General features: G+C 73.5%; 21 protein-coding genes and 2 pseudogenes. 10 read left to right on the forward strand and 13 right to left on the reverse strand.

All coding sequences use genetic code 11. The features are described 5' to 3' along the window. On the forward strand, positions 1-470 hold a 470-nt coding region (locus VKZ81_RS28170; protein WP_324244742.1), incomplete at its 5' end, for an NAD(P)-dependent oxidoreductase. Here VKZ81_RS28170 and VKZ81_RS28175 read toward each other — a convergent pair. Further along, a complete protein-coding gene (locus VKZ81_RS28175; protein ID WP_324244743.1) occupies positions 454-1407 on the reverse strand; it encodes a LysR family transcriptional regulator in 954 nt (317 codons plus the stop codon). The two genes, VKZ81_RS28170 and VKZ81_RS28175, sit on opposite strands and share 17 nt — an antisense overlap. A 74-nt stretch (positions 1408-1481) precedes the next feature. Here VKZ81_RS28175 and VKZ81_RS28180 point away from each other — a divergent pair, with 74 nt between their 5' ends. Continuing rightward, on the forward strand, positions 1482-2279 hold the full coding sequence (locus VKZ81_RS28180) for an alpha/beta fold hydrolase (RefSeq protein WP_324244744.1): 798 nt from the start codon (positions 1482-1484) through the stop codon (positions 2277-2279). Positions 2280-2288: 9 nt separating this feature from the next. On the opposite strand, the gene VKZ81_RS28185 is transcribed toward VKZ81_RS28180, so the two are convergent. The 4 genes from VKZ81_RS28185 to VKZ81_RS28200 form a co-directional block, all read right to left on the reverse strand. After that, complete coding sequence (locus VKZ81_RS28185; RefSeq protein ID WP_324244761.1) at positions 2289-3308, reverse strand: LacI family DNA-binding transcriptional regulator; 1020 nt, start codon at positions 3306-3308, stop codon at positions 2289-2291. Between the two features lie 28 nt (positions 3309-3336). Further along, positions 3337-4716 carry a GH1 family beta-glucosidase gene (locus tag VKZ81_RS28190; protein WP_324244745.1) on the reverse strand — a complete coding sequence of 460 codons (1380 nt, stop codon included), beginning with the start codon at positions 4714-4716 and terminating at the stop codon, positions 3337-3339. Between the two features lie 19 nt (positions 4717-4735). After that, on the reverse strand, positions 4736-5683 hold the full coding sequence (locus VKZ81_RS28195; protein ID WP_324244746.1) for an aldo/keto reductase: 948 nt from the start codon (positions 5681-5683) through the stop codon (positions 4736-4738). A gap of 409 nt (positions 5684-6092) precedes the next feature. Beyond that, a complete protein-coding gene (locus VKZ81_RS28200) occupies positions 6093-6866 on the reverse strand; it encodes a GAF and ANTAR domain-containing protein (RefSeq protein WP_324244747.1) in 774 nt (257 codons plus the stop codon). Positions 6867-7192: 326 nt separating this feature from the next. Between VKZ81_RS28200 and VKZ81_RS28205 the strand changes: the two genes are divergently transcribed. The 7 genes and pseudogenes from VKZ81_RS28205 (at position 7193) to VKZ81_RS28235 (ending at position 11597) form a co-directional block, all read left to right on the forward strand. Then, positions 7193-7570, forward strand: coding sequence for an STAS domain-containing protein (locus VKZ81_RS28205; RefSeq protein ID WP_324244748.1), 378 nt, complete (start codon positions 7193-7195; stop codon positions 7568-7570). Positions 7571-7743: 173 nt separating this feature from the next. Beyond that, positions 7744-7989: pseudogene (locus VKZ81_RS28210) on the forward strand (oxidoreductase); the annotation flags it as partial. Positions 7990-8110: 121 nt separating this feature from the next. After that, positions 8111-8299 (forward strand): annotated as a pseudogene (locus tag VKZ81_RS28215) (oxidoreductase); the annotation flags it as partial. Positions 8300-8441: 142 nt separating this feature from the next. After that, positions 8442-8654 carry a hypothetical protein gene (locus VKZ81_RS28220; RefSeq protein WP_324244762.1) on the forward strand — a complete coding sequence of 71 codons (213 nt, stop codon included), beginning with the start codon at positions 8442-8444 and terminating at the stop codon, positions 8652-8654. Positions 8655-8743: 89 nt separating this feature from the next. Next, positions 8744-9691: a methionyl-tRNA formyltransferase gene (locus tag VKZ81_RS28225; RefSeq protein WP_324244749.1), complete on the forward strand. Its 948-nt coding sequence runs from the start codon at positions 8744-8746 to the stop codon at positions 9689-9691. A gap of 15 nt (positions 9692-9706) precedes the next feature. Next, positions 9707-10711 carry an ABC transporter substrate-binding protein gene (locus tag VKZ81_RS28230; protein ID WP_324244750.1) on the forward strand — a complete coding sequence of 335 codons (1005 nt, stop codon included), beginning with the start codon at positions 9707-9709 and terminating at the stop codon, positions 10709-10711. A gap of 34 nt (positions 10712-10745) precedes the next feature. Beyond that, complete coding sequence (locus VKZ81_RS28235; RefSeq protein WP_324244751.1) at positions 10746-11597, forward strand: siderophore-interacting protein; 852 nt, start codon at positions 10746-10748, stop codon at positions 11595-11597. Here the strand turns inward: VKZ81_RS28235 and VKZ81_RS28240 are convergent. The 8 genes from VKZ81_RS28240 to VKZ81_RS28275 all read right to left on the reverse strand — a co-directional run bounded on the left by VKZ81_RS28240 (position 11582) and on the right by VKZ81_RS28275 (position 22232). Further along, a complete protein-coding gene (locus tag VKZ81_RS28240; RefSeq protein WP_324244752.1) occupies positions 11582-12775 on the reverse strand; it encodes an acyl-CoA dehydrogenase family protein in 1194 nt (397 codons plus the stop codon). The two genes, VKZ81_RS28235 and VKZ81_RS28240, sit on opposite strands and share 16 nt — an antisense overlap. Further along, the gene (locus tag VKZ81_RS28245; protein ID WP_324244753.1) at positions 12772-14451 is read right to left on the reverse strand and encodes an ABC transporter ATP-binding protein; all 1680 of its coding nucleotides are present in this window, start codon (positions 14449-14451) and stop codon (positions 12772-12774) included. The genes VKZ81_RS28240 and VKZ81_RS28245 overlap by 4 nt, the downstream gene beginning before the upstream one ends. After that, the gene (locus VKZ81_RS28250; RefSeq protein WP_324244754.1) at positions 14448-15302 is read right to left on the reverse strand and encodes an ABC transporter permease; all 855 of its coding nucleotides are present in this window, start codon (positions 15300-15302) and stop codon (positions 14448-14450) included. The genes VKZ81_RS28245 and VKZ81_RS28250 overlap by 4 nt, the downstream gene beginning before the upstream one ends. After that, entirely contained in the window at positions 15299-16246 is a 948-nt protein-coding gene (locus VKZ81_RS28255; protein ID WP_324244755.1) for an ABC transporter permease, read from the reverse strand. The genes VKZ81_RS28250 and VKZ81_RS28255 overlap by 4 nt, the downstream gene beginning before the upstream one ends. A gap of 5 nt (positions 16247-16251) precedes the next feature. Then, positions 16252-17895, reverse strand: a complete 1644-nt coding sequence (locus VKZ81_RS28260; protein WP_324244756.1) for an ABC transporter substrate-binding protein — start codon at positions 17893-17895, stop codon at positions 16252-16254. Next, positions 17892-19298, reverse strand: coding sequence for an NtaA/DmoA family FMN-dependent monooxygenase (locus VKZ81_RS28265; RefSeq protein WP_324244757.1), 1407 nt, complete (start codon positions 19296-19298; stop codon positions 17892-17894). The genes VKZ81_RS28260 and VKZ81_RS28265 overlap by 4 nt, the downstream gene beginning before the upstream one ends. A gap of 424 nt (positions 19299-19722) precedes the next feature. Further along, positions 19723-21219: an amidohydrolase gene (locus VKZ81_RS28270; protein WP_324244758.1), complete on the reverse strand. Its 1497-nt coding sequence runs from the start codon at positions 21217-21219 to the stop codon at positions 19723-19725. 47 nt (positions 21220-21266) lie between these two features. Continuing rightward, positions 21267-22232: a sensor histidine kinase gene (locus tag VKZ81_RS28275; RefSeq protein ID WP_324244759.1), complete on the reverse strand. Its 966-nt coding sequence runs from the start codon at positions 22230-22232 to the stop codon at positions 21267-21269. Positions 22233-22345: 113 nt separating this feature from the next. Here VKZ81_RS28275 and VKZ81_RS28280 point away from each other — a divergent pair. Next, positions 22346-23254, forward strand: a 909-nt coding sequence (locus VKZ81_RS28280; protein ID WP_324244760.1) for an NADP-dependent oxidoreductase, incomplete at its 3' end; no start/stop codon positions are given.

The following is a 23254-nucleotide window of genomic DNA, read 5'->3' on the forward strand; positions in this document are numbered from 1 at the left end:
CGATCGGCCGCCGCTGCGAGCCCTTCGGCACCACGATCGGCTGGCACGGCCCGCGTGCCAAGCCGGGCGTGAGCTGGCAGTACTTCGACGACGTGGTCGATCTGGCGCGCTGGGCCGACGTGCTGATCGCCGCCTGCCCGGGCGGTCCCGAGACGCACCGGCTGATCTCCCGCGCCGCGCTCGAGGCGCTGGGCCCGGAAGGCATCTTCGTGAACATCGCGCGCGGCTCGGTCGTGGACCAGGCGGCGATGGTCGAGTTGCTGGGCAATGGCAAGCTCGGGTCGGCCGGACTCGACGTGTTCGACGACGAGCCGAACGTGCCGCAGGCGCTGATCGAGGCCGACAACGTGGTGCTCGTGCCGCACATCGCGAGCAACACGGTCGAGACGCGCGACGACATGGACCGGTGCGTGATCGACAACATCCGGTCGTGGTTCTCCACGGGGAAGGCCCTCACGCCGGTCCCGTGACGGGAGCCCCGGCCTCGGCCTTCGGTACCCGGCCCAGCCGGGGCGGGAGCACGGGGGCCTGGTCGGCCAGGAAGGTCCACAGCTGCTCGGCGACGGGGCCGTGCGGCCGGTCGCGCCGCCGGGCGGCCACGAGCTCCTCGACCACACCGGGGAAGTGGCGTCCGGCGATGGAGAGCAGGCGCCCGTCGCGCAGCTCCTGCTCGATCAGGAACCGGGGGAGGTGCCCCCACGCCATGCCGTGCAGCACCAGCTCCTTCTTCATGAGGTGATCGGGCACGGTGCAGCGGGGCGCCCCCTCGACGAGGAAGTGGCCCGGCTCGGCGGGGTGGCGCGCGGAGTCGCGCAGCACGCACTGGGTGAACGGCTGCATCCGTTGCGGCGTGAGGTCGTCCGACGGCGGGAACGGCAGGAACCCGGGCGCGACCACCGGCACCATCGCGACCCGGCCGAGGTCGATCCACTCCATGCGCACGTCGCTCTTCGGGACGCGGTGCACGATCAGGTCGGTCTCGTCGTCCAGCAGCCGCTCCCAGGGCCCGGTGATCGCCTCGAACTGCAGGTGCAGCCGCGTCTGCGGGCAGGCGCCGAAGAACTCGCTGAGCAGCGCCAGCGCCGGCGGCAGCGGGCACAGGTCGCCGAGCACGACCCGCAGCTGCGCCTCCTCGCCCATGGCCAGCTGCGCGGCGTAGGTCTGCAGCTCATCGGCCTCGTGCAGCAGCACCCGGGCCTTGCGGTGGAAGGCCCGGCCCGCCTCGGTGGGCGCGACCCGGTAGCCGGAGCGGTCCAGCAGGGTCAGGCCCAGCTGGCGCTCGAGCTTGGCGACCGCAGCGAACACGGCCGGGTGGGAGCGGTGCAGGCGCTCGGCGGCGGCCTGGAAGCCCCCGGCGCTCACGACGGCGTCGAAGCACTGCAGGTCGTGCAGCGTGAACCGAGACATTGTCGGGAGAGCCTACAAAGCTGGTCCGATCTTTGTAATGGCCATCTCCACCGACGTGGCCGAAGGTCGAGGCCATGAACGCACCGACGCCCGGCGCCGTCACCACCGGAGACGGCGTCCGCATCGCCTACCGCCTCGACGGCGACCCCGACCGGCCCGTGCTGCTGCTGTCGAACTCGATCGGCGCCGACCTGCACATGTGGGACGGCCAGGTGCCCGCGCTCACCGAGCACTTCCGGCTGCTGCGCTACGACGCCCGCGGCCACGGCGCCTCGGACGCGCCGAGCGGCCCGTACTCGCTCGACCGGCTCGGCCGGGACGTGGTGGAGCTGCTGGACGCCCTCGGCCTGCAGCGGGTCCACGTGCTGGGGCTCTCGCTCGGCGGGATCGTGGCCCAGTGGCTCGGCATCCACCTGCCCGAGCGCGTCGACCGCCTCGTGCTGTCCAACACCGCCGCCTACCTCGGCCCGCCGCAGCGGTGGGACCAGCCGATCGCGGACCTGCTGGCCGCCCCCGACATGCGGGACACCGCGCAGACCTTCCTGCGCAACTGGTTCCCGCCGCACCTGCTCGACGGGGACGAGGTGGTCGAGGGGTTCCGCCGCACCCTGCTCGCCACCCCGCCGGAGGGCGTGGCCGGCAGCTGGGCCGCGGTGCGCGACTACGACCTGCGCCGCACCGCCTCCCTGATCACCAGCCCGACGCTGGTCATCGCGGGCGAGCACGACACCGTCACCTCCGCCGCCCACGGCGAGGAGCTCGCCGCGATCGTGCCCGGCGCGCGGCTCGTCCTGCTGCCCACGGTGCACATGGCCAACGTCGAGGCGCCGGTGGAGTTCCTCGACGCCGTGATCGGCTTCCTCACCGAGTGACTCGTGAGCTCAGGCCGTCGCCCGCACGATCAGCCGGGTCGGCAGGATCACTCGCCGCCTGCCCGGCCTGCCCTCGATGGCGTCGACCATGAGCGTGGCGAGGTGGCGGCCCATCGCCTCGGCGGGTTGGGCCACGGTGGTGAGCGGCGGCCGGTGGCGGGCGCTGTTCGGGTCGTCGCCGAACCCGACCACGGCGACGTCGCGGGGCACCCGGACCCGCGCGGTCCGCAGCGCGCGCAGCGCCCCCATCGCGGCGGTGTCGGACGCGGCGACCACCGCGTCGATCGGCACGCCCCGCCCGAGCAGCTCGGCCATCGCGCGCTCGCCGCCGTCCTCGGTGTAGTCGCTCTCGGCGATGCGCCGCTCGTCGACGGGCAGCCCGGCCCGGGCGAGCCCTTCGCGGTACCCGGCGAGCCGGTCGATCGCCGACCGCATCGACGGCACACCCGTGATCATCGCGATCGCGCGCCTGCCCTTGCCGTGCAGGTACTCCACGGCCTGCGCGACCCCGCGCGCGTTGTCCGCGTCGACGTACCGGGCGCCGGCGACGCCGAACGGCTTGCCCATGAACACCACGGGCACGCCGGTCTCGGTGAGCTGGGTGCCGAGCGGGTCGCCGCGGCGCGGGGCGATGAGCATGACGCCGTCGACGTGCCGGCTCGCGACGTAGTTGCGCAGCCACACCCGGTCGTCCGGGGAGCGGGCGACGATCAGGATGAAGTGGAACGGCGTCGTCGCCAGCCGGGCGGTGACGCCGTGGACCAGCCCCGCGAAGAACGGCTCGCCGAACACGTGGTCCTGGTCCTCGGGGATCACCACCCCGACCGTGTCCGATCGGCTGGTGACGAGCTGGCGCGCGGCCAGGTTCGGCACGTAGCCGGTCTCTGCGATGGCCGCGCGCACGGTCCGCTCCAGCTCGGGGCTCACCGGCGTGGAACCGCGGACCACCCGCGAGACGGTCGACGGCGAGACGCCCGCCCGCCGGGCGACCTCGCTCAGCGTCGGTCGGCGGCTCCGCTCCGGCTTGATGGCGACCTCCTCGACCCGGGACCGCCGATCACCCGGTGATGCCGTTCGCCCGCGCGACGCCGGCGAACCAGCGGGCGCTGTCCTTCGGGGTGCGCTGCTGCGTGGCGTAGTCGACGTGCACGAGCCCGAACCGGCGCGCGTACCCCCACGCCCACTCGAAGTTGTCCATCAGCGACCACACGAAGTAGCCGCGCAGGTCGACGCCGTCGGCGATCGCCCGCGCCGCCGCCCGGAAGTGGCCGTCGAGGAAGTCGATGCGCTGCTGGTCGCGCACCCGCCCGTCGGCGTCGACGACGTCGGCGAAGGCCGCGCCGTTCTCGGTGACGAAAAGCGGCGGGGCGTCGTAGTCGCGCGAGACGCGCACCAGGGTGTCGTACAGGCCGTCCGGGTGGATCTCCCAGCCCATCTCGGTGCGCGGGGCGCCGGTGCGCACCTTCTCCACGTCGGGGGCGAGCACCCAGGAGGCGTCGCGCTCGAAGTCCTCGTCCGGCTTCCCGCCGCGCACCACGTGGCGGGTGTAGTAGTTGACCCCCAGCACGTCGAGCGGCACCGCGATCTGCTTCTCGTCGCCGTCGCGGATGTGCGCCGTGCCGGCGATCGGCTCCAGGTCGGCGAGCACGTCGGCCGGGTAGCGCCCGGCGAGGAGCGGGTCGAGGAACAGTCGGTTGCTCTGGCCGTCGACGCGGCGGGCGGCCTCGGCGTCGGCCGGGTCGGCGCTGGCCGCGACGGTGGGGTAGAGGTTCAGCGTGATGCCGTAGCGCAGGTCGGGGCGGGTCGAGCGCATCGCCTCGACGGCGAGGCCGTGCCCGAGCAGCAGGTGGTGGGCGGCCCGCAGCGACGCGGCGGGGTCGCGCCTGCCGGGCGCGTGCACGCCGGAGGCGTAGCCGAGGAACGCCGAGCACCACGGCTCGTTCAGCGTGGTCCAGTCGGGGATGCGGTCGGCGAAGCGCTCGTGGACCGCGGCGGCGTACTCGGCGAACCGCAGCGCGGTGTCGCGCTCGGGCCAGCCGCCCGCGTCCTCGAGGGCCTGCGGCAGATCCCAGTGGTAGAGCGTGACCCACGGCCGGATCCCGGCCGCGTGCAGCTCGTCGAGCAGCCGGTCGTAGAAACCCACCCCGCCCGGGTGCAGCGGCCCGCGCCCCTGCGGCTGCAGCCGCGGCCAGGCCAGCGAGAACCGGTAGGCGCCGATGCCGAGCTCCCGCATCAGCCCGACGTCCTCGCGGTAGCGGTGGTAGTGGTCGCACGCGACGTCGCCGGTGTCGCCGTCGCGGACCGCGCCGGGGGTGTGGGAGAACGTGTCCCAGATCGAGGCGCCGCGGCCGTCCTCGGTGGCGGCGCCCTCGATCTGGTAGGCGGCCGTGGCGGTGCCCCAGACGAAGCCGTCGGGGAACGTGATCGGTTCGGTCACGGGGAAAGGGTCCTCTCGGTCAGTACAACCAGCGCTCGCTGCTCGGCACCAGCGCGTCCAGCTCCGGCCACAGCTCGTCGGGGATCGGGTGCCGGGCGAGCGCGACGCACTCGTCGACCCGCTCGGGGCGGGAGAACCCGACGATCGTGGAGTCGACCCGCTCGTCGCGGATCGAGAACTGCAGCGCCGCGGCGGCGAGCGGCACCCCGTGGCGGGCGCAGGCGTCCTCCATCGCGCGCACCGCGGCCAGCACCTCGGGGTGGGCCTCCTGGTAGGCGTAGCGGGTGGAGCCCGCGCTGCCGGTGGCGAGGATCCCGCCGCCGTAGACGGCCGCGTTCACCACCGCGACCCCCTGCGCGACGGCCGCGTCCAGCAGCGCGTCCGCCGAGCGGTCCAGCAGCGTCCACCGGTTGTGCGTGATCAGCGCCTCGAACGCGCCGGTCTTCACGTACCGCTCCATCAGCCCGACCGGCCCTCCGGCCACGCCGATGTGCGCGGCGATGCCCTCGTCCCGGATCCGCAGCAGCTCCTCGACCGGCCCGCCCGCTGCCATCCCCTCCTCGAAGGAGATGTGCTCGGGGTCGTGCAGGTACAGAAGCGGCACCCGGTCGACGCCCAGCCGTTGCAGGCTCTCCTCGATCGACCGGCGCACCCGGGCCCCGGAGAAGTCGCCCGAGGCGTCCTGGTCCACCTTCGTGGCGAGCACGAACCCGTTCGGCACCCCACCGACCTGCGCCAGCGCGGCGCCGATGCGCCGTTCGCTCTCGCCCCCGCTGTAGTCGTTCGAGGTGTCGAGGAACGTGATCGGCCCGGCGAGCACCCGCAGCACCGTCTCGATAGCCCGCTGTTCGGGCACCTCGTAGCCGAAGTTGTCGGGCATGCTGCCCAGCGGCGCGCCGCCCGCGCACACCGCGGACACGGTGAGCCCCGTGCCGCCCAGCGGACGCAGCCACCCGCGCTCGGCCATGCGTGTTCTCCTCCCGGGTCGGCTCGGACGGCACCGGCGGCCGACGCGCGGCCGAGGGAATGCTGTCGGGGTGTGACAGCGCTGTCAAGGCGGTCGGGCTCGGTGTCTCGCGCCTCGTCGGGTGGCTCCTGAAAACGTTGGCGGCCGTCTGCCGGTCCCGGGGGACTCGTCCCGGTTGATCCGGCACCCCCGACGTCGCCCGCGGGTCGTGCTGCCGCTGATCGCGCCGGCGAACGTTCACCTCCGGTCGTACGGGCACGCGCCGGGCGTGCGGGGCTCGACCGACGGGCCGCCGGGCGCCGCCTGCCGAACAGGGACCTGTGACGGGCGGCCCCGCAACGTGAAGGCGGCCATGCCGCGATTCGAGGCGACCCGCGCGGGCTCCGCGGAACCCGACGGCGCACGCGCGCTACAGATAGGCGGCGGCCGTCGAATCCGGCCCCACGCCGAACCTCGCCAGCGCGTGGGAGAACTCCCCCTTCTCATGCGCGCCGACCAGCGTGACCGCGACGTCGCGGAGCTTCGTGTTCGTGTTCTGCGAGGCGGCCTTGAGCAACTGGAACCCCCGCGCCGAGTCGCATCCGACGTGGCGCATCAGCAGACCCTGCGCCTGCCCGATCACCTGGCGGTTCTCGATCGCCTGGGTCAGCTGCTCGACGAGCTGCCAGCTGTCGTGGAAGAGCTTGGCGTTGTCGAAGACGACGCCGGCGTGCAGCGTCAGCAGCAGCACGATGTCGTGGACGGTCTCGTCGAACCGGTGGGGCTCGGTCGAGTACAGCGTCAGCACGGCGGGGGAGGCCGCCCGCTGCGCCGGCACCGGGATCACCAGGCAACTCCGGTACCCCTCGGCCGCGCGGCGGGCGGAGAAGCGCGGCCACCGCTGGTCGGTGTGCGTGTCGTCGAGGCGGCGCGGTTCGCGGTGCTGCAGCGCCTCGATGATCGGGCCGAGTTCACAGACCGACGGCACCGGGAGACCGTCGCGCCCGTTCGCGGCCGCGGCGACCGTCTCGGCGTCGGAGTCCACCCGGATGGTGACGCTGGCCGCGGCGCAGCCCGGGACGGTGCCCACCAGGCGGGCGGCGAACCGATCCAGCGCGCCGACCGCGTCGTCGTCGTCGACCAGCCGCGACACCTCGGCCAGCTCCTGGGCCACGGTGAGCAAGCGCTCGGCCGCGTCCGCCATACCCGAACCTCCGTCCCGTGGCGAGCCGCCACCGTACCGGGAGGCCGTTGCGCCCGCCCCCGGTCGCGCCGCGCCGGGGCCCAGACCTGGCCAGTCCGTGTCAACGCCAGTACTCTCGGTCGAGTCGCGGTTGTGCAGCCAGCCGGGCAGTCCTGCCAGCCGCTCGTGGTGTGCGGAAACCGTCGCCTGGTCCGGCGCTGTCGAAGTCACAGCCCACCGGTCCACCGCATCGTTCGCCCCCTGCGCCTCTACCAGAGGTCGTTGATGATCAATCTTCGTGTCCCCGTCCCGCCCGCGCGGCTTCCCGCCACGCGCGGCGCCGCCTCGTGATCGAGCCCCCGGTCGAGCCGATCAGGGTTGTCGTCACCCGCGCCCAGCCGTCCGTGCTCCTCGTGCAGGTCCACGGTGAGCTCGACATGGCCACGGCGCCCTGCCTGCAGGAACAACTCCTCCCCGCCCTCGAGCGGGACGGGCACTCCGTCCTCGTGGTGGATCTGACCCGCGTGCCGTTCCTGGCCGCCGCCGGCATCGCCGTGCTCCTGCGGCTGCGCGCCCTCGCCCGGGAACGGGACGTGGCGCTGCGCATCGTGGCCGCCCACCGTCCCGTCACCCGGCCGCTGAGCCTGCTGGGCCTCGACTCCGCGCTCGAGCTGCTGCCCACGCGCGAGCAGGCGCTCGGCGCCGTCCCGGTCGACCACCGCTGACGGTTGTGAGCTCCGAGACAAACGCTCGCCTCTGACGTCGACGTCAGCTCTGAGCGTGGCGGCGACCTGCCCGATGGGGCAGGAGTTCTCGACAGGCGGATCCCGTGACGAGCCTGTTCGACCGCCACCGGCTCGGCGAGCTCACCCTGCCCAACCGCGTCGTGATGGCGCCCATGAGTCGTGTCCGCACCACCGCCGACGGGCGGGCGACCCCCGCGATGGCGAGCTACTACGCCCAGCGCGCCACCGCCGGCCTCGTCGTGAGCGAGGGCGTGCACCCCAACCGGGTCGGCCGGTCCAACCCCGGCGCGCCGGGGCTGGTCACCGACGAGCACGTGGCCGCGTGGCGGCCGGTGACCGCGGCCGTCCACGTCAACGGCGGCCGGATCTGCGCCCAGATCATGCACGGCGGCCGCGTGTCCCACCCCGACACCACCGGGTTGCAGCCGGTCGGGCCGTCCGCCGTCCCGGCCGTCGGGGACGCGCCGCGGTGCCGAGGCCGGCTTCGACGGCGTCGAGCTGCACGGCGCCAACGGCTACCTGATCTCGCAGTTCCTGTCGTCGAACGCCAATCTGCGCACCGACGCCTACGGCGGCCCGGTCGCGCACCGCATCCGGTTCGCGGTGGAGGCGGTCGAGGCGACCGTCGACGCCATCGGCGGGCCGCGCACGGGCATCCGGCTCTGGCCCGGGGCGGGCTGCTGGGGCGTCGAGGAGACCGACGTGCCCGAGCTGTACACCGCCCTGCTCACCGAGCTGAACCGCCTCGACCTGGCCTACGTCCACCTCGAGGGGACCACCGACGAGGACACGCTGCTCCTGCTGCGCAAGACCTGGGACGGCGCCCTGATCCGTCAACCCGACACCCCCGATGGGGCCGCGGCGGACCGACCTCGAGCAGGCCGATCGCCGGCTGGGCCTCGGCGCCGACCTCATCAGCTTCGGCCGCGCGTTCATCAACAACCCGGACCTGGTCGAGCGCCTGCGCGCGGGCCTGCCGGTGGCCGACGACGACGAAGCGACCTGGTACCAGGGCGGCCTCGCCGGCTACCTCGGCTACCCGACCTACCGGCACACCGCCTGACGGGCGGGGGAGCGCAAGGTCACCTTCCCCGGCGCGGTCCCGTGCGCCTATGGTTAGCCTTCCTTAAGTCGATCGGAGGGCGGAGCTGGATGCGGGTCGTCGCGTTCGGATACATGACGTGGGGGAGACGCACGATCGAGGCCGTGCTCGAGGCGGGCCACGAGGTCCCCCTGATCGTCACCCACCCCGACGGCGACGACGCGTACGAGAAGATCTTCAACGAGTCGGTGGCCGAGCTCGCCGCCGACCGGGGCATCCCGGTGCTGGTGCGCGAGCGCGCCGCGGACGCCGAGGTCCGCGACGCCATCACCGCTGCCGAACCCGACGCCATGGTCGTGGCGAACTGGCGCACCTGGCTGCCGCCGGAGGTCTTCTCGGTCCCGCGCCTGGGCACGGTGAACGTGCACGACGCGCTGCTGCCCGCCTACGCCGGGTTCGCCCCGCTCAACTGGGCGCTGATCAACGACGAGCCCGAGGTCGGGGTCACCGCCCACCTGATGAACGCCGAGTTCGACGCGGGCGACATCCTGCTGCAGCGCTCGACCCCGGTCACCGACGACGACACCGTCGTCGACCTGTTCGACCGCACGCTGGCCATGTTCGGCCCGACCGCGGTGGAGGCGTTGGAGCTGGTGGCGTCCGGGCGGGCGCGCCCGGTCCCGCAGGACCGGCGGGCGGCGTCGTACTTCCACCGCCGTAGCGAGGAGGACAACCGCATCGACTTCTCGTGGCCGGCGCGCGACATCTTCAACCTGGTGCGCGCGCAGGTCGACCCGTACCCGAACGCCTACTGCTTCTACCGCGGGCAGCGGCTGCGCGTCCTGAAGGCCTCCGTCACCGAGGACGCGATCGGCGGGACGCCGGGGCGGGTCGTCATCCGGCGCGGCCGCGGGGTCGTGGTGGTCGCGGGCGCCGACGCGCGGCGGGGCCGCAACCGCGGCCTGCTGCTCGAGCGGCTCCGCACCGACGACGGGCGGGAGTTCGACGCCGCCGACTTCTTCCCCCGCATGGGTGGCTACCTGACCTCCCACCCCTGAGACACCGAGGAATCGATGACGTCCACCTGGGAACACCGCCTCGTCGCCCTGTGCGCCGCGGCGCTCGCGCTCGTCGCGACCGCCTGCGGCTCCGCGCAGCAGGCTCCCGCGCCGGAGGCCGGCCCGACGCGGGTCTTCGCCGCCGACAACGGCGAGATCACGATCCCGGTCGCACCGCAGCGCGTCGTCGCGACCGGCTACGCGGTGCCCGCGCTCATCGAGGCGGGCGCTCCGCTCGTCGGCATCTCGACGTGGGAACGGGGCATCCCGCTCATGACGCCCGAGGACCGGGCCACCTACGACCGGTTGGAGAAGGTCGCGGGCGAGCTCGCGTCGGAGACCGACTACGAGGCGATCGCGACCGTCCAGCCCGACCTCATCGTGATCGGGGTGCCCGCCCCGGTCCTCGCCGACGTCGACGTGGCCCGCCTGGAGTCGCTGGCGCCGGTCGTGGCGATCGGCCCGACCATCCCCTCGGACTGGCGCGAGGTGTCGCGCAAGCAGGCGGACGCGGCGGGTGTGCTGCCCGCGCTGGAGGCGCTGCGCGCCGACTACGAGGCCAGGGCCGCCGAACTCGCGCAGAAGTACGCCCCGGTGGTGGAGGGCCTGCGGTTCGGCCACGTCGGCGCGTACGGGCAGATCACCAACGGCACCTTCCAGCGCGAGTTCGACGGCTCGTGGGGGACGAACATCCTCAACGACGTCGGTGTTCGGTACTACGGCCAGGTCGAGGAGGCCGGCCCCGGGTCGGGGCAGGTCAGCGAGTACGTCTCGCTCGAGGAACTCGGGGATGCGTTCCGGGAGGCCGACGTGATCACCTACAGCGTCGACCCCGACGGGACGCCGAAGGACTCGGTGCAGCAGGTCCTCGACTCGCCGCTGTGGCCGAACCTGCCCGCGGTGCAGGCGGGCCGGACGATCCCGATCCGCTACACCGAGGCGGCGACCTACCGGAGCGCGCTGCGCACGCTCGACGCGATCGACGAGGCGCTCGCGCAGCTCGCGACCCCGGCGTCGTGACGCCCGTGGACCGACGACGAGAGGAGACCCACCGGTGAGCAGGGCGATCGTGCAGGACCGTGCGGCCCCGCTGGCCGACCGGCTGGCCGCCGCGAAGGCCGGTGCGGACGGGGTGCGGGTGCCGTACCGGATCGGGATCCGCGAGCTGGTCGTGCTGCGCACCGAGCGGCTCACCCCGACGCTGATCCGGCTCACCCTGGGTGGTCCGGGCATCGAGGGCTTCGAAAGCCACGTGCCCGAGGAACACGTCCGACTGATCTTCCCGGACGAGGACGGGCAGCTGCGGTTGCCGGAGGCGAACGGCGACGTGCTGCGCTGGCCGCGGCCGTTCCCCGTGTCGCGCGAGTACACCGTCCGCCGGTTCGACCCGGACGCGGGCGAGCTCGACATCGACGTCGCGGTGCACCGCGGCGGCGTCGCGTCCGACTGGGCCGAGTCCGTCGAGCCCGGCGCGCGGGTGCCGGTGGCGGGCCCACCCGGCGGGTTCGTCGTGCCGCGGCACCACGACCGCTACCTGTTCGCCGGCGACCTGACCGCGCTGCCGCAGATCGCGCGCTACCTGGAACAGCTGCCGAGCACCGCCGGCGGGTGGGCGATCGTGGAGGTCGCCGACGCGGGCGAGGAGATCCCGCTCGCGGCCCCGCCCGGGTTCCGGGTGCGGTGGGTGCACCGCGGCGAGCTCCCACCCGGCGCCGGGGACGGGCTGGCCCGCGCCGTGCGCGAGGTCGACCTGCCGCGGGAGGGGCGGACGTTCGTGTGGGTCGCGGGCGAGGCCGACGCCGTGCGCCCGCTGCGCCGCTGGGTCAAGGAGCTCGGCCTCCCCGCGGGCGACGTCCGCATCTGTGGCTACTGGAAGCGCGGCGTGGCCGACTACGACGACGACTGACCTCGTTCGCGCGTCTCCCGGACCGCCTCCCACGTGCGCCTGACCCACGTGCTCGGCGACGTGCCGTTGAGCAGGTGATCGCCGAGCACGGTCTGGCGCGTGATCACGGGGTTGTGCGAGGCGAGCGTGCGGGCGTTTCGCCAGTGCCGGTCGAGGCGGAAGCGCTCGGTCACCGCTGACGCCCCGCCGACCTCGAACAGCTCGGTGGTCAGGCCGAGGACCAGCTCGATCACGGCGGCCTGGGCGGCGAAGACGGCGGCGTCGGCGGCGTCCCCCGCCCCACGCTCGAGGACGCCCACGGCAGCGAGGGTGGTCGCGGTCGCGGCGAACGACTTGCTCTGCACCCGGCCGACGACCTGCTGCACCTGGGGGTCGAGCCGCGGTCGCGGGTGTGCCGGGTTGGCCAGGTTGCGGGTGCGCTGCGCGACGTAGGCGACCGCGTCGGCGACGGCGGCCTGGCCGATGCCCGCCAGGGTCGCGAGGTGCACGAGCTGGTAGATCGCCGCCTGGGACGAGGGGCGGGGCGCGCCGTTCTCGTACGGCTCGACGTCCTCATCGGCGATCGGCACGTCCTCGAACACGGTGGTGCCACTGCCGGTGAGGCGCTGGCCGAATCCGTCCCAGTCGTCGAGGCGCCGCACACCGGGCGCCGTGGCCGGCACGAGGACGATCGCGCTGTGGTCGCCGTCGACGGTCGCGGTGGTGAGGATCCAGTCGGCGAACAGCGAGCCGGTGGAGTAGAACTTGCGGCCGTCGAGCCGCCAGCCGCCATCGACGCGGCGGACCGTCGTCGCGTTCTGCCAGAACGACGGGCTGGACTCCTCGCTCTGCGCGTTGCCGACGAGCGCCCCGTCGACGATGCGGCGCAGCCAGCGCTTGCGGTTGTCGGGATCGGCGTGCCCGAGCCGGGACTCGACGAACCCGATGTGCCCGCGCAGCAGCTGCGGCAGGTTCGAGTCGGCCCGGCCCAACGCGATGAGCTGGCGGAAGAGCTGCGTGAGCGTCGCGCCGAGCCCGCCGTCCTCCTCCGGAACCCGGATCCGCCCGAACCCGGCCGCGCGCAGCCACTCGACCTCCTGGAACGGCAGACGGCGCTGCGCCTCACGCTCCAACGCGCCCGCCGCGATGCGCTCGTAGACGGGACCGAACCGCGCGTCCAGGGCCTCGTCGGTGGTCATGCCGCCGCCAGCCGGGGGAGGGCGGTCAGGAGCCGCTGGGTGTAGGGGTCTTGCGGCCGCTCGAAGACCTCGTTGGCATCGCCGTGCTCGACGATCCTCCCCTCCCTCATCACGAGGATCCGGTCGCTCATGTGGTGGATCACGCCGAGGTCGTGGGAGATGAACAGGTAGCTCACGCCCAGCTCGTCCTGCAGGTCGGTGAGCAGGTCGAGCACCTGGGCCTGGATGGAGACGTCGAGCGCGGACACCGGCTCGTCGCAGACGATGACCTGCGGTTCCGGCGCCAGCGCACGGGCGATCGCGACGCGTTGGCGCTCCCCGCCGGACAGGCGCAGCGGCGCGGCGTCGAGCCGCTCGGCGCCCAGGCCGACCTGGTCGAGCAGCCGGACGGCGCGGGCCCGGGCCTCCTCGGTGGACGCGGGCGGTCGCGGGCCGGTGGACAGGGCGTCGACGAGCAGCCGGCCCACCGACCAACGCGGGTCGAACGAGCTGAGCGGGTCCTGGTAGACGACGCCGATCTGCCGGCGCCGGCCGCGCCGCTGCGCCGGCGTCAGCGCCGACCACGGCTCACCGTGCAGCAGCACCTCGCCCGCGGTCGGTTCGAGCAGGGCCAGCGCCATGCGGGCGGTGGTGGTCTTGCCCGAGCCGGACTCGCCGACGATGCCGAGCGTCTCGCCCGGGAACAGCTGGAACGACACGTCGTCGACGACGGTGCGGTCGACCTTGTCGGGCCCGGTGTAGACCTTGGTGAGCCCGCGCGCGTCGAGCACGGGGTGGCTGCGGTCGATCTGCACGCGTTCCCGCCGCACCACCGGCTGGCCCGGGGCGGGGCGGACCAACCGCTGCCCGCGGGTGTGCTCGGAGGGCACCGCGTCGAGCAACGCCTGCGTGTACGGGTGCCCCGGCCGGTGCAGCACGTCGTCGGCGGGGCCGTGCTCGACGATCTCGCCCTGCCGCATGACGGCGACGTGGTCGGCCATGCGGGCGACCACCGACAGGTCATGGCTGATCATGATGAGGGCGCGGCCGCGGGCCTTGCCCTCGGCCAGGAGGTCGAGCACCTGGGCCTGCACGGTCACGTCGAGCGCGGTGGTGGGCTCGTCGGCGATCAGCAGGGGAGGATCGAGCGCGATCGCCGAGGCGATGAGTGCCCGCTGGCGCAGGCCACCGGAGAGCTCGAAGGGCCGCTGGCGGGCCCTGACCTCCGGCTCCGGCACGCCGACGGCTCGAAGCAGCTCCACCGCGGCCGTCGCGCACTCGGCGCGGGTGCCGCGGCCGTGCACGCGCAACGGCTCGGCCACCTCGTCGCCGACGCGGCGCAGCTGGTCGAGGGAGACCAGCGCGTCCTGCAGGACGTAGCCGATCTCGCGCCCGCGGATGGCCCGCCACGAGCGTTCGCTGCGGTGCAGCAGGTCGCGGCCGGCGAACTCGATGCGCTCGGCCGTGACTCGGGCGCCGGGCCCGGTCAGCCCGACCAGGGTGCGCGCGGTGACCGACTTGCCGGAGCCGGACTCGCCCACGATCGCGAGGCACCGGCCGGGGGCGACGGTGAACGACACCCCGCGCACCACCTCCCGCTCACCGAAGCGGACCCGGAGGCCTTCCACGCGCAGCAGCGGGGACGAGACCTCCGTGACGGGCGCCGGTACGGCGGTCCCGTGGGTGCCGGCGGTCATCGCGTCGCTCCTTCCAGTCGCAGTTGCAGGGTGCGGCCCAGGGACGTGACGGCGATCGCGAAGAGCACGATCACCAGTCCGGGCAGGATCGCGAGCCACCACGACGTCGTGATGTGGTTGCGGCCCGAGTCGAGCAGCGCGCCCCACTCCGGGCTGGGCGGCGGCACTCCCAGGCCGAGGAACGCCAGGCTCGAGGCCCAGACGATCGACTGCCCGATTCCGAGGGTGGCGACGGCGACGAGCGGCCGCATCGCGTTGGGCAGCAGGTGCCGCCGGAACACCGTCCACGGGCCGTGGCCCAGCGCCTGCGCCGACTCGATGTAGCCGGCCTCCTTCACGGCCAGCACCTGCCCGCGCACCATGCGCGCGTAGCCGGGCATCGAGCCGACGCCGACCGCGACGATGGAGGTGGTGACCGACGGCCCGTAGACCGCGACGATGAGCAGCGCGGCGAGCAGCGACGGGAACGCGAAGGTCACCTCGAGGATCCGGTTGATGACGGCGTCGACCACTCCTCCTGCCAGCGCCGCGGTCGCGCCGAGCACGATCGCCAGCACCATCGACACCCCGGTGGCAGCGAGCCCGATGCCGAGCGAGAGCCGGGTCCCGTGGATCACGCGGGTGAGCAGGTCGCGGCCGGCCTCGTCGGTGCCGAACGGGTGCTGCCACGACGGTGCGGCCAGCGCGTTGGGCAGGTCGATCCGGGTGGGTGTGTCGCCGGTGAGCAGCTCGGGGGCCATCGCGGCGACGAGGACCAGCGCGACGAACCCGCCGGCCGCGACGGTGCCGGGGCGGACGGGCAGCCCGGTGGTGCTGCGAGTACCGGTGGTGGTGCGGGTGAGGACGCTCATGAGAGGCGCAGCCTGGGGTCGACGAGGGTGTAGGCGAGATCGACGAGGAGGTTGGCGACGACGTAGACCGCCGCCACCACGAGCACGGTCCCGGCTACGGTGGGGATATCGCGGTTGTTCACCGCGGTGACGAGCACCTGCCCGATGCCGGGCCGGCCGTAGATGTTCTCCACGATCACCGAGCCGGACACGAGCGCGCCCAGGGCCCAACCGGACAAGGTGATGCCGGGCAGCACGGCGTGGCGCAGCGCGTGCCGCAGGCGGACTGCGGCGTCGCTCATCCCGCGGGTGCGGGCGGTGGTGATGAAGGGCTGGTCGAGCACCTTGTGGAACTCCTCGCGCAGGACCTGCCCGAGGAACCCCGAGAGCGGGATGGCGAGGGTGAGCACCGGCAGCACCGTGCCGGCCGGCCCGTCGCCCCCGATCACCGGGAAGATCGGGATCTTCACCGCGAACGCGACGAGCAGCAGCATCCCGACCCAGTAGTGCGGCAGGCTCGCGGTGAACGCCTCGAGCGAGGCGCCGAGCCCGCCGAGGAACCGGCCGCGTTGCACGGTCAGCACCGTGACCGTCACGGCGATCACCCACGCGACGGCGAGCGCGCCCAGCGTGAGGATCACGCTCGGCACGAGCTGCGCCCCGATCACGTCGGTGACCGGCCGGAACTCGGTGTAGGAAGTGCCGAGGTCGCCGCGCAGCAGCCCGGTCAGGTAGTCCAGGTACTGCAACAGGAGCGGGCGGTCGAAGCCGAACTGCGCGTTGACCGCGGCGATCTCCTCGGGCGGCCACTCCTGGTCGCGGCCGTTGCGCACGTTGAGGATCACGGTCGCGCGGTCGCCGGGCAACAGCAGCTGGACGAAGAACGTGATCGACGCGGCTACCAGCAGCACCAGCACCGCGGACGCGAGCTTGGTCCCGAACCGGCGGACCACCGGGGCCTTCATCGCGCTCACTCCACGAGGTAGGCGTCGGAGAAGACCGGCTCGCCCTGGCTGTGCTCCAACCAGAAGTCCTTCACCCTGTTCGACGCGGCGACGAGCGTGTTCTGGGTGTAGAGGCCGACCCCTGCGGCGTCGTCGGAGATGATGTGCTGGGCTTGCCGGTACAGCTGCGAGGCGCGCTGGGGGTCGGTCGAGGTGTTCGCCTCGTGGATCACCCGCGCGAGGTCCGGGTTGGTGTAGAAGGACCGGTTGTTGCCGTTGGGCTTCTCGGGAGTGCTGGGCCGCCAGACGATCCAGAGGATGGCCGGGCTCGGGCTCGTCCAGTACGAGGGCATCGCGTCGTAAGTGGACGGGTCGGAGTACCGGCCGCTGTTGAGCTCGGCACGGGTGGCGGGCACCAGCTGGACGTCGAAGCCGACCTGCCTCCACTGCTCCTGCAGCGCCTGCAGGACCGTGGCGCCCTCGGAGGTGAAGATCGAGCCGGGGCTGTAAACGAGCCTGACCGTGAGCGGCGCGCCGTCCTTGGTGCGGATGCCGTCGGGGGTGCGCCCGGTCCAGCCGGCCCGGTCGAGCAGCGCGTTCGCCCTGGCCTGGTCGAACGGGTACGCCTCGGCGACCTCCGCGTCGTAGTCGGGCGTGGACTGGCTGACCGCCGGGTTGCCCTCGTAGGGGATCACGCCGTGGAAGCCGGCCTCGACCGCTCCCTTGCGGTCGGCGCCGTGGGCGAAGGCCTGCCGGACCAGCTTGTCGGTGAACACGCCGGCCACGGTGTTGAGGTAGAAGGACACCGGCTTGCCGGGCGTGATGTAGCGGATCGTCGTCTCGAACCGCGACCGGGCGTCCTCCCAGTGGACCGTCGGGATCTCGTAGACGACGTCGCTCTGCCCGGTGGTGAGCGAGGCGTAGCGCGACAGCGCGTCGGGCACGAACTTCCAGCGCAGCTCGTCGACGTGTGCGGGGCCCTCGTGCTTGGCGGTCGCCGGCCAGGAGGTGTAGTCCGGGTTCTTCTTGAACACCACCTCCTGGCCCCGGCGCCACTCCTCGACGATGAACGCGCCGGAACCGACCGGCTTCTCGCAGTTCTCCGCCGCGCTGCGGGTGCGCAGCGCGGTCGGCGACTGGATGCCGAAGTAGCCCTGGGTGATCAGGGTGAGGAACTGCGGATACGGGGCATTGAGGTGGATGGCGACGCGGGTCGGGTCGATCGCCTCGGCCGCCCGGTAGTAGGGGTCGAGGGAGACCTTCGCCGTTCCGTTGATCTCGGTGGCCATCCACTGGTCGAAGTTGAACGCCACCGCTTCCGCGTCGAGGGGGGTGCCGTCGGTGAACCGCACGCCCTCCTTGAGGGTGAACGTGTAGGTCAGCCCATCCGGGGACACCGTCCACGACGTCGCGAGCCACGGCTTGATCGAACCGTCGGTGTCCAGCGTGACCAGGTTGTCGAGCACCTGGCGGGAGATGTAGGCCTGCTGGATCCAGCCGCCGAAGATGCAGGGCGGCTCCTGGACGTGGGCGTAGGTGATGGTGCCGCCCTCGACGCGGGTGCCGCCGCCTGCGGCGGAAGCGCCGGCGCAGGCCGCCAGCACCGAACCCACCAGTGCGAGTCCGATGCCGGCTACGCCGGCGCGGCGGAACGGGCGGAATCTGGTCATGACGGGTCCTTCGCGGAACGGGTGGGGGACTCGGCCGGCAGGTGCTTGCCGCCGCGGTAGCGGGCGCCGTGGTGCCGGTCGGGCAGGCGGTCGCCCGCGCCGAAGATGCGGTGGCGCAGTGACTCGGTCTCGTCGTAGGTGCTGCGCAGCCGGCCGCGGGCGCGCAGCTCGGGCGCGACGAGCTCGATGAAGTCCTTCGCGGTGTCGAAGGAGTGGTACTGGAGGAGGTTGATGCCGTCGATGTCGAGCTCGTCGAGCCAGCGCTCGATCTCGTCGGCGACGTGCTGCGGGGCGCCGACCACGAACAAAGGGCGGCGCGCGAGGTCGCCGAAGCCTGCCAGGTACTCGCCGACGGTCTGCCCGGGCTGCATCCGCTGGTAGCGGCCCGAGCGCCCTTCGGCGAGATCGGGCACCTGCTCCAGCGGCAGGTCCGGCGGGTAGGCGGTGGGGTCCCACGGCAGCCCGGCGTGAGCGAGGTAGCCCTCCCGGTCGGTCAGCTCCTGATAGCGGGCGAGCTTCGCGCGAGCCGCGGCCTCGGTCGGGGCGACGACGACCCCGGCCGTGGTGATGACCTTGAGGTCGCCCCTCGCGCGGCCGGCGTCGACCGCGGCCTGCTTCAGCCGGGCCGCGAGCCGCCGGATGTGGTCCTCGGTCGGCCCGCCGGTGAACACGACCTCCGCGTGCTTACCGGCGAACGCCGTCCCGGCCGGGGACGAGGTTGCGGTGAACAGCACCGGGGTGCGCTGCCGGCTGGGGGAGGGAAGGTGCGGTCCCTCGACCGCGAAGTACGTGCCGTTGTGGTGGATCGGGCGGATCCTGGCCGGATCGGCGAACACGTTGTGCTCGCGGTCGGCGATGATCGCGTCGTCGTCCCAGGAGCCCTCCCACAGCTTGTACAGGACGTCGAGGTATTCGTCGGCGATCTCGTACCGGTTGTCGTGCTCGATCTCGTCGGACAGCCCGTGGTTGCGCGCGGCGTTGGGCAGGTACGAGGTGACGATGTTCCAGCCGACCCGGCCCTTCGTGAGGTGGTCGAGCGTCGAGGCCCGGCGCGCCCACGCGAAGGGCGGTTCGTACGTCGTGGAGAAGGTGATCCCGAAGCCGAGGTGCTTCGACACCGCGGCCATCGCCGGGACGACCATCGCCGGGTCGTTGTTGGGGATCTGCAGGCCTTGGCGGATCGCGGTGTCGGCCGAGCCGCGGAAGGTGTCGTAGGTGCCGACGACATCGGCGAGGAACACCGCGTCGAACCCGCCGGCGTCCAGCAGCTGCGCGAGCTCGATCCAGTACTCGATGTCGGTGAACCGCTCGCGGTTGTTGTGGGGGAGCCGCCACAGTCCGTGTGTGATATGGCTCACGCAGTTCATCTCGAACAGGTTGAGGATGAGGCGCTTCGCTGTCATCGAGCGAATCCTTCGTGGTGGTCGGTGGATCGCGCAGAACGCGGACCGCGTGCGACTGTCCGTGCGCGCGGAAATGTCGGGAAATCGCGAGGAGATCCGATTTCCCGAGCAGGGCAGGGCTACGCTGGCCGGCGGGACGTGCCGGCCGTGACGGGGACGATGGGGTTCAGGCCCGAGAGAGGACCCGACAGAGGGCGCTCTTGACGCGCAGCAGGTCGATGTGGCGGCGGGTGGACGACGTGGGGCGGCCGTGCCGGCCCCACTCGACAGTCCACGAATGCGCGTGCATCTCCGTCGCCGATCTCTCGTCCGGGCTCGTGTAGATCGCTCAGAAAGTTAGGGCGATCTCACCGGAAATGTCAACGGCGGCGAGAGCTGGGTGACATTTGGGACGGCGAATGAATTGTACGGACAGCCGCTTCGGTCACGCCGGGGCGACGGTCCACCGGCCGCCCAGCATGGTGGCCGCGACCGGGAGCGTCGCGACGGCCCGCGGGTCGGTGGGCAGGTCCGCGTCGAGCACCACGAGGTCGGCCCGCCGGCCCGGCCGCAGGGGGCCGTCCGGCCCGGACGACGCGGCGAGCGCCTCGTCCAGGGTGATGTGCTGCTCGGGGTGCCACGGGGGGCGGTCGTCGCCGCTGCGGTGCACGGCGGCCGCGATGCCCACCCACGGGTCGAGCGGGGCGACGGGGGCGTCGGAGCCGAGCACCAGCTCCACACCGGCGTCGAGCAGCCGCCGGAACGGGAACGCCCGCGCGGTGCGGCCCGCCCAGTAGCGGTCGGCGACGTCCCGGTCGTCGATCGCGTGCCGGGGCTGCACGCTCGCCACGACGCCGAGCTCGGCGAACCGGGCGACGTCCGGTTCGGTCACGAGCTGCGCGTGCTCGATGCGGCCGCGCGCCCCGGTCGCGGCGAAGGCATCGAGGGTGAGGGTGTTGGCGCGGTCGCCGATCGCGTGCACGGCCACGTCGAGGCCGGCCCGGGTGGCGCGGTCGAGCAGGGGCACCAGCTCCTCGGGCGGCACCAGCAGCATCCCGCAGGGGTGCTCGGTGCCCGCGAGGCCCGGGTAGGGGTCGTGGCAGTAGGCGGTGCGGGTGTTGAGCGACCCGTCGGTGACGACCTTGAGCGGGCCCATGGTCACCAGGCCGCGGGTGCCGGGGACGGCGTCGCCGGTGCGCAGCCCGCGCTCGATCGGGTCGTCGATCCGTTCCGGCCACACCGACGCGACCACGCGGAGCACGTCGAGGCCGCCCGCGACGCGCTCGGCCCACGCGTCGAGCTGCCACGGCGCCTCGAAGTCGACGATGCCGACGACGCCGCGCGCCGCGGCCGCCCGGGCGGCGTCGTCCGCCCAGCGCGCGAGCTGCCGGTCCTGGGCCTGCCGGACGTCCTTCATGATCGGGTGCCACTCCAGCTCCCGGACCAGCCCGGTCGGGTGGTCGGCGATCCCGTACCGGGCGGCGGCCGCGCCGTTGATCCAGCAGCAGTGCAGGTCACCGGCGACCAGGACGACGGGCACGCCGGGCGGGGTGACGGCGTCGAGGAGGTCGCGGTGCGGGCGGTCCGGCCACAGCGCGTCCCGGAACCCGTACCCGACGACGAGCTCGCCCGGCGGTTCGTCGCGCACCCGCGCCGCGACCAGCTCGGCGGCCTCCCGCGCGGACCGGGCGCCGGCGAGGTCCAGCCGCCGCCGGGCGGCGGCCCACTGGTCGAAGTGGACGTGGTTGTCCCACAGGCCGGGCACCACGGGGCGCCCGCCGAGGTCGACCACGGGTGCCCGGGTCGGTGCGGGTTGCCCGTGCGGGTGCATGGCGTCGATCCGGCCGGCCCGCACCGCGATGTCGACGATCCGCCCGTCCACCCGGGCGGCGCGCAGCAGGACGGCGTCGTCGGACGCGGGGTCGGTCACGGGGTCGATCACCGGCCCACGCTACGGCGCCCCGGTCGGCGGGGCGCAACCGGTCCCGGTCAGGCGCGGCGCGGGAACTGCAGCTCGACGGACGTCCCCGCGTCGCCGGTCTGCACCTGCACCGCGTCGGCGAGCTGGCGGACCATCCAGATGCCCATGCCGCCCCGGCACCCGCGGCTGGGGGTCGGCGGGTGGAACCCCCTCGTGGGGATCTCGCCGCCGTCGCCCCGGTCGTCGACGCGCAGCACCACGTGGCCCGGGGTGGCCCACAGCCGGACCCGGCAGGGCTGCTGCCCGTGGCGGATGGCGTTGGTGAGGACCTCGGCCGTGGCGAGCTCGAAGTCGTCGCCGTCCTCGTCGGTGAGCCCGAGGGCCCGCCCCGCGCCGACGGCGGTGCTGCGCACCTCCACGAGCTGGTGGGCCGAGGCGAGGGGGAGGTCGAGGGCCGGTTGCGGCGGGACCACCGACAGGGGGCCGGGATGGGCCTCGAGGTAGTTGGTGGGCCGGACGTAGGCGCTGCTCGACGAGGTGTGCCCGCACGGGCCGACGACGTGCGGGTGGACCTCGCGCACGCGCTCGAGGACGTCGGCCGGGTGGCGGCGGCGGTCGTAGAGGCAGGTCCACGGGAAGCCGAACGGGGTGAGGACGTCGTTGCTGGCGGCCTCGAACCGCAGGTACGAGCTGGTTCGGGCGATGCCGCCGGTGCCGTCGTTCTCCGTGAGCAGCCGCACCTCGTTGCCGGCCTCGTGCTCGCCCGCCAGGAAGCGGCGCACGCCTTCGAACACGCCGCCGAGGCCCTCGTAGCCGACCTCCGGCACCTGCCACCGCACCTCGCGCTGGTCGGCGCCGAGGGCGTCGCGCAGCTGCCGGGCGGTGTTGCCGGACACGACCGCCACGGTGGACCCGCCGCTCGCGAGCCCGTCGCGCAGGAACGGCAGCGCGCGCCGGCGCAGGTCGTCGGCGGAGTCGTACAGCGCGACGGCGTGCGTCGCCACGCCGTCGGGTTCGTCCGTGCTCGTCGGCACCGATGCGGTCATCGGCGCCGCCGCAACGGGTCCGGGTGCGGGAGGGTCACGACCGGTCCTGTTCCCGCCCGCGCCCGGCCTACCCGTGCTGGGCGTGGTGAGCTGCGCTTCAGGTGGTAGAGAGGGGTATGCGCGGATACGGGTTCACAGCGGTCGGCGGTCCGGAGAAGCAGGCGTTCCTCGACGTGCCGGTGCCCGAACCGGGCCCGGACGAGCTGCTGGTCCGGGTGCGGGCGGCCGGGGTGAACCCGGGGGACTGGCGGGTGCGCGAGGGGTCCTACGGCGTCAGCGGGCCGGCCGTGCTGGGCCGCGAGGTGGCCGGGACGGTTGTCGCGGTGGGCCCGGGGGTGTCCGGCTTCACACCCGGTGACGAGGTGTTCGGCGGCTGCCCGGGGATGGTGGGCGGCTGGGCCGAGCAGGCGCTGGTGACCGCGTCGTTCGCGGCGCACCGGCCGGACGGGGTGAGCCCGGAGGTCGCGGCGGCGCTGCCGGTGGCGTCGGGCACCGCGTACGACGCGCTCAACGCGTTCGGGCTGTCCGCAGGGGCAACGGTGCTGGTCAACGGCGCGGGCGGCGGCGTGGGGATCCCGGCGGTGCAGCTGGCGGTCGCCCGCGGCCTGCGCGTGATCGGGGTGGCGAGCCCCGGCAAGCACGAGCTGGTGGCCGGGTTCGGCGCGATCCCCGTCGCCTACGGCGACGGTGTTCAGGAGCGGGTGCGCGCGGTGGCGCCCGACGGGGTGGACGCGATCCTCGACATGGTGGGCGGGGATGCGCTGCGCTCCGTCGCCGGGCTCGTCACCGACCCCAAGCGGTTGACCTCGATCGCGGACCGGCCGCTGGCGCTCGAGCTGGGCGGCTTCTCGCTCGAGCGGGACCGCAGCACCGCGGTGCTCACCGAGCTGGCGCGGCTGGTGGCCGCGGGCGAGCTGGATCCGCACGTCACGGTGGTCAAGCCGCTCGCCGAGGCCGGGGAGGCCCTCGCGCTGGTGGAGGGCGGGCACGCGACCGGGAAGGTCGTCATC

Origin of the sequence: Pseudonocardia sp. (genome assembly GCF_035305885.1) — a bacterium.
Taxonomy (GTDB): domain Bacteria; phylum Actinomycetota; class Actinomycetes; order Mycobacteriales; family Pseudonocardiaceae; genus Pseudonocardia.

What these genes read in the sequence shown, in the direction of transcription:
- VKZ81_RS28175 (WP_324244743.1), bottom strand. Translation starts at nt 1,407, where the DNA reads ATGTCTCGGTTCACGCTGCACGACCTGCAGTGCTTCGACGCCGTCGTG.
- VKZ81_RS28180 (WP_324244744.1), top strand. Translation starts at nt 1,482, where the DNA reads ATGAACGCACCGACGCCCGGCGCCGTCACCACCGGAGACGGCGTCCGC.
- VKZ81_RS28195 (WP_324244746.1), bottom strand. Translation starts at nt 5,683, where the DNA reads ATGGCCGAGCGCGGGTGGCTGCGTCCGCTGGGCGGCACGGGGCTCACC.
- VKZ81_RS28200 (WP_324244747.1), bottom strand. Translation starts at nt 6,866, where the DNA reads ATGGCGGACGCGGCCGAGCGCTTGCTCACCGTGGCCCAGGAGCTGGCC.
- VKZ81_RS28220 (WP_324244762.1), top strand. Translation starts at nt 8,442, where the DNA reads ATGGGGCCGCGGCGGACCGACCTCGAGCAGGCCGATCGCCGGCTGGGC.
- VKZ81_RS28225 (WP_324244749.1), top strand. Translation starts at nt 8,744, where the DNA reads ATGCGGGTCGTCGCGTTCGGATACATGACGTGGGGGAGACGCACGATC.
- VKZ81_RS28230 (WP_324244750.1), top strand. Translation starts at nt 9,707, where the DNA reads ATGACGTCCACCTGGGAACACCGCCTCGTCGCCCTGTGCGCCGCGGCG.
- VKZ81_RS28240 (WP_324244752.1), bottom strand. Translation starts at nt 12,775, where the DNA reads ATGACCACCGACGAGGCCCTGGACGCGCGGTTCGGTCCCGTCTACGAG.
- VKZ81_RS28245 (WP_324244753.1), bottom strand. Translation starts at nt 14,451, where the DNA reads ATGACCGCCGGCACCCACGGGACCGCCGTACCGGCGCCCGTCACGGAG.
- VKZ81_RS28250 (WP_324244754.1), bottom strand. Translation starts at nt 15,302, where the DNA reads ATGAGCGTCCTCACCCGCACCACCACCGGTACTCGCAGCACCACCGGG.
- VKZ81_RS28255 (WP_324244755.1), bottom strand. Translation starts at nt 16,246, where the DNA reads ATGAAGGCCCCGGTGGTCCGCCGGTTCGGGACCAAGCTCGCGTCCGCG.
- VKZ81_RS28260 (WP_324244756.1), bottom strand. Translation starts at nt 17,895, where the DNA reads ATGACCAGATTCCGCCCGTTCCGCCGCGCCGGCGTAGCCGGCATCGGA.
- VKZ81_RS28265 (WP_324244757.1), bottom strand. Translation starts at nt 19,298, where the DNA reads ATGACAGCGAAGCGCCTCATCCTCAACCTGTTCGAGATGAACTGCGTG.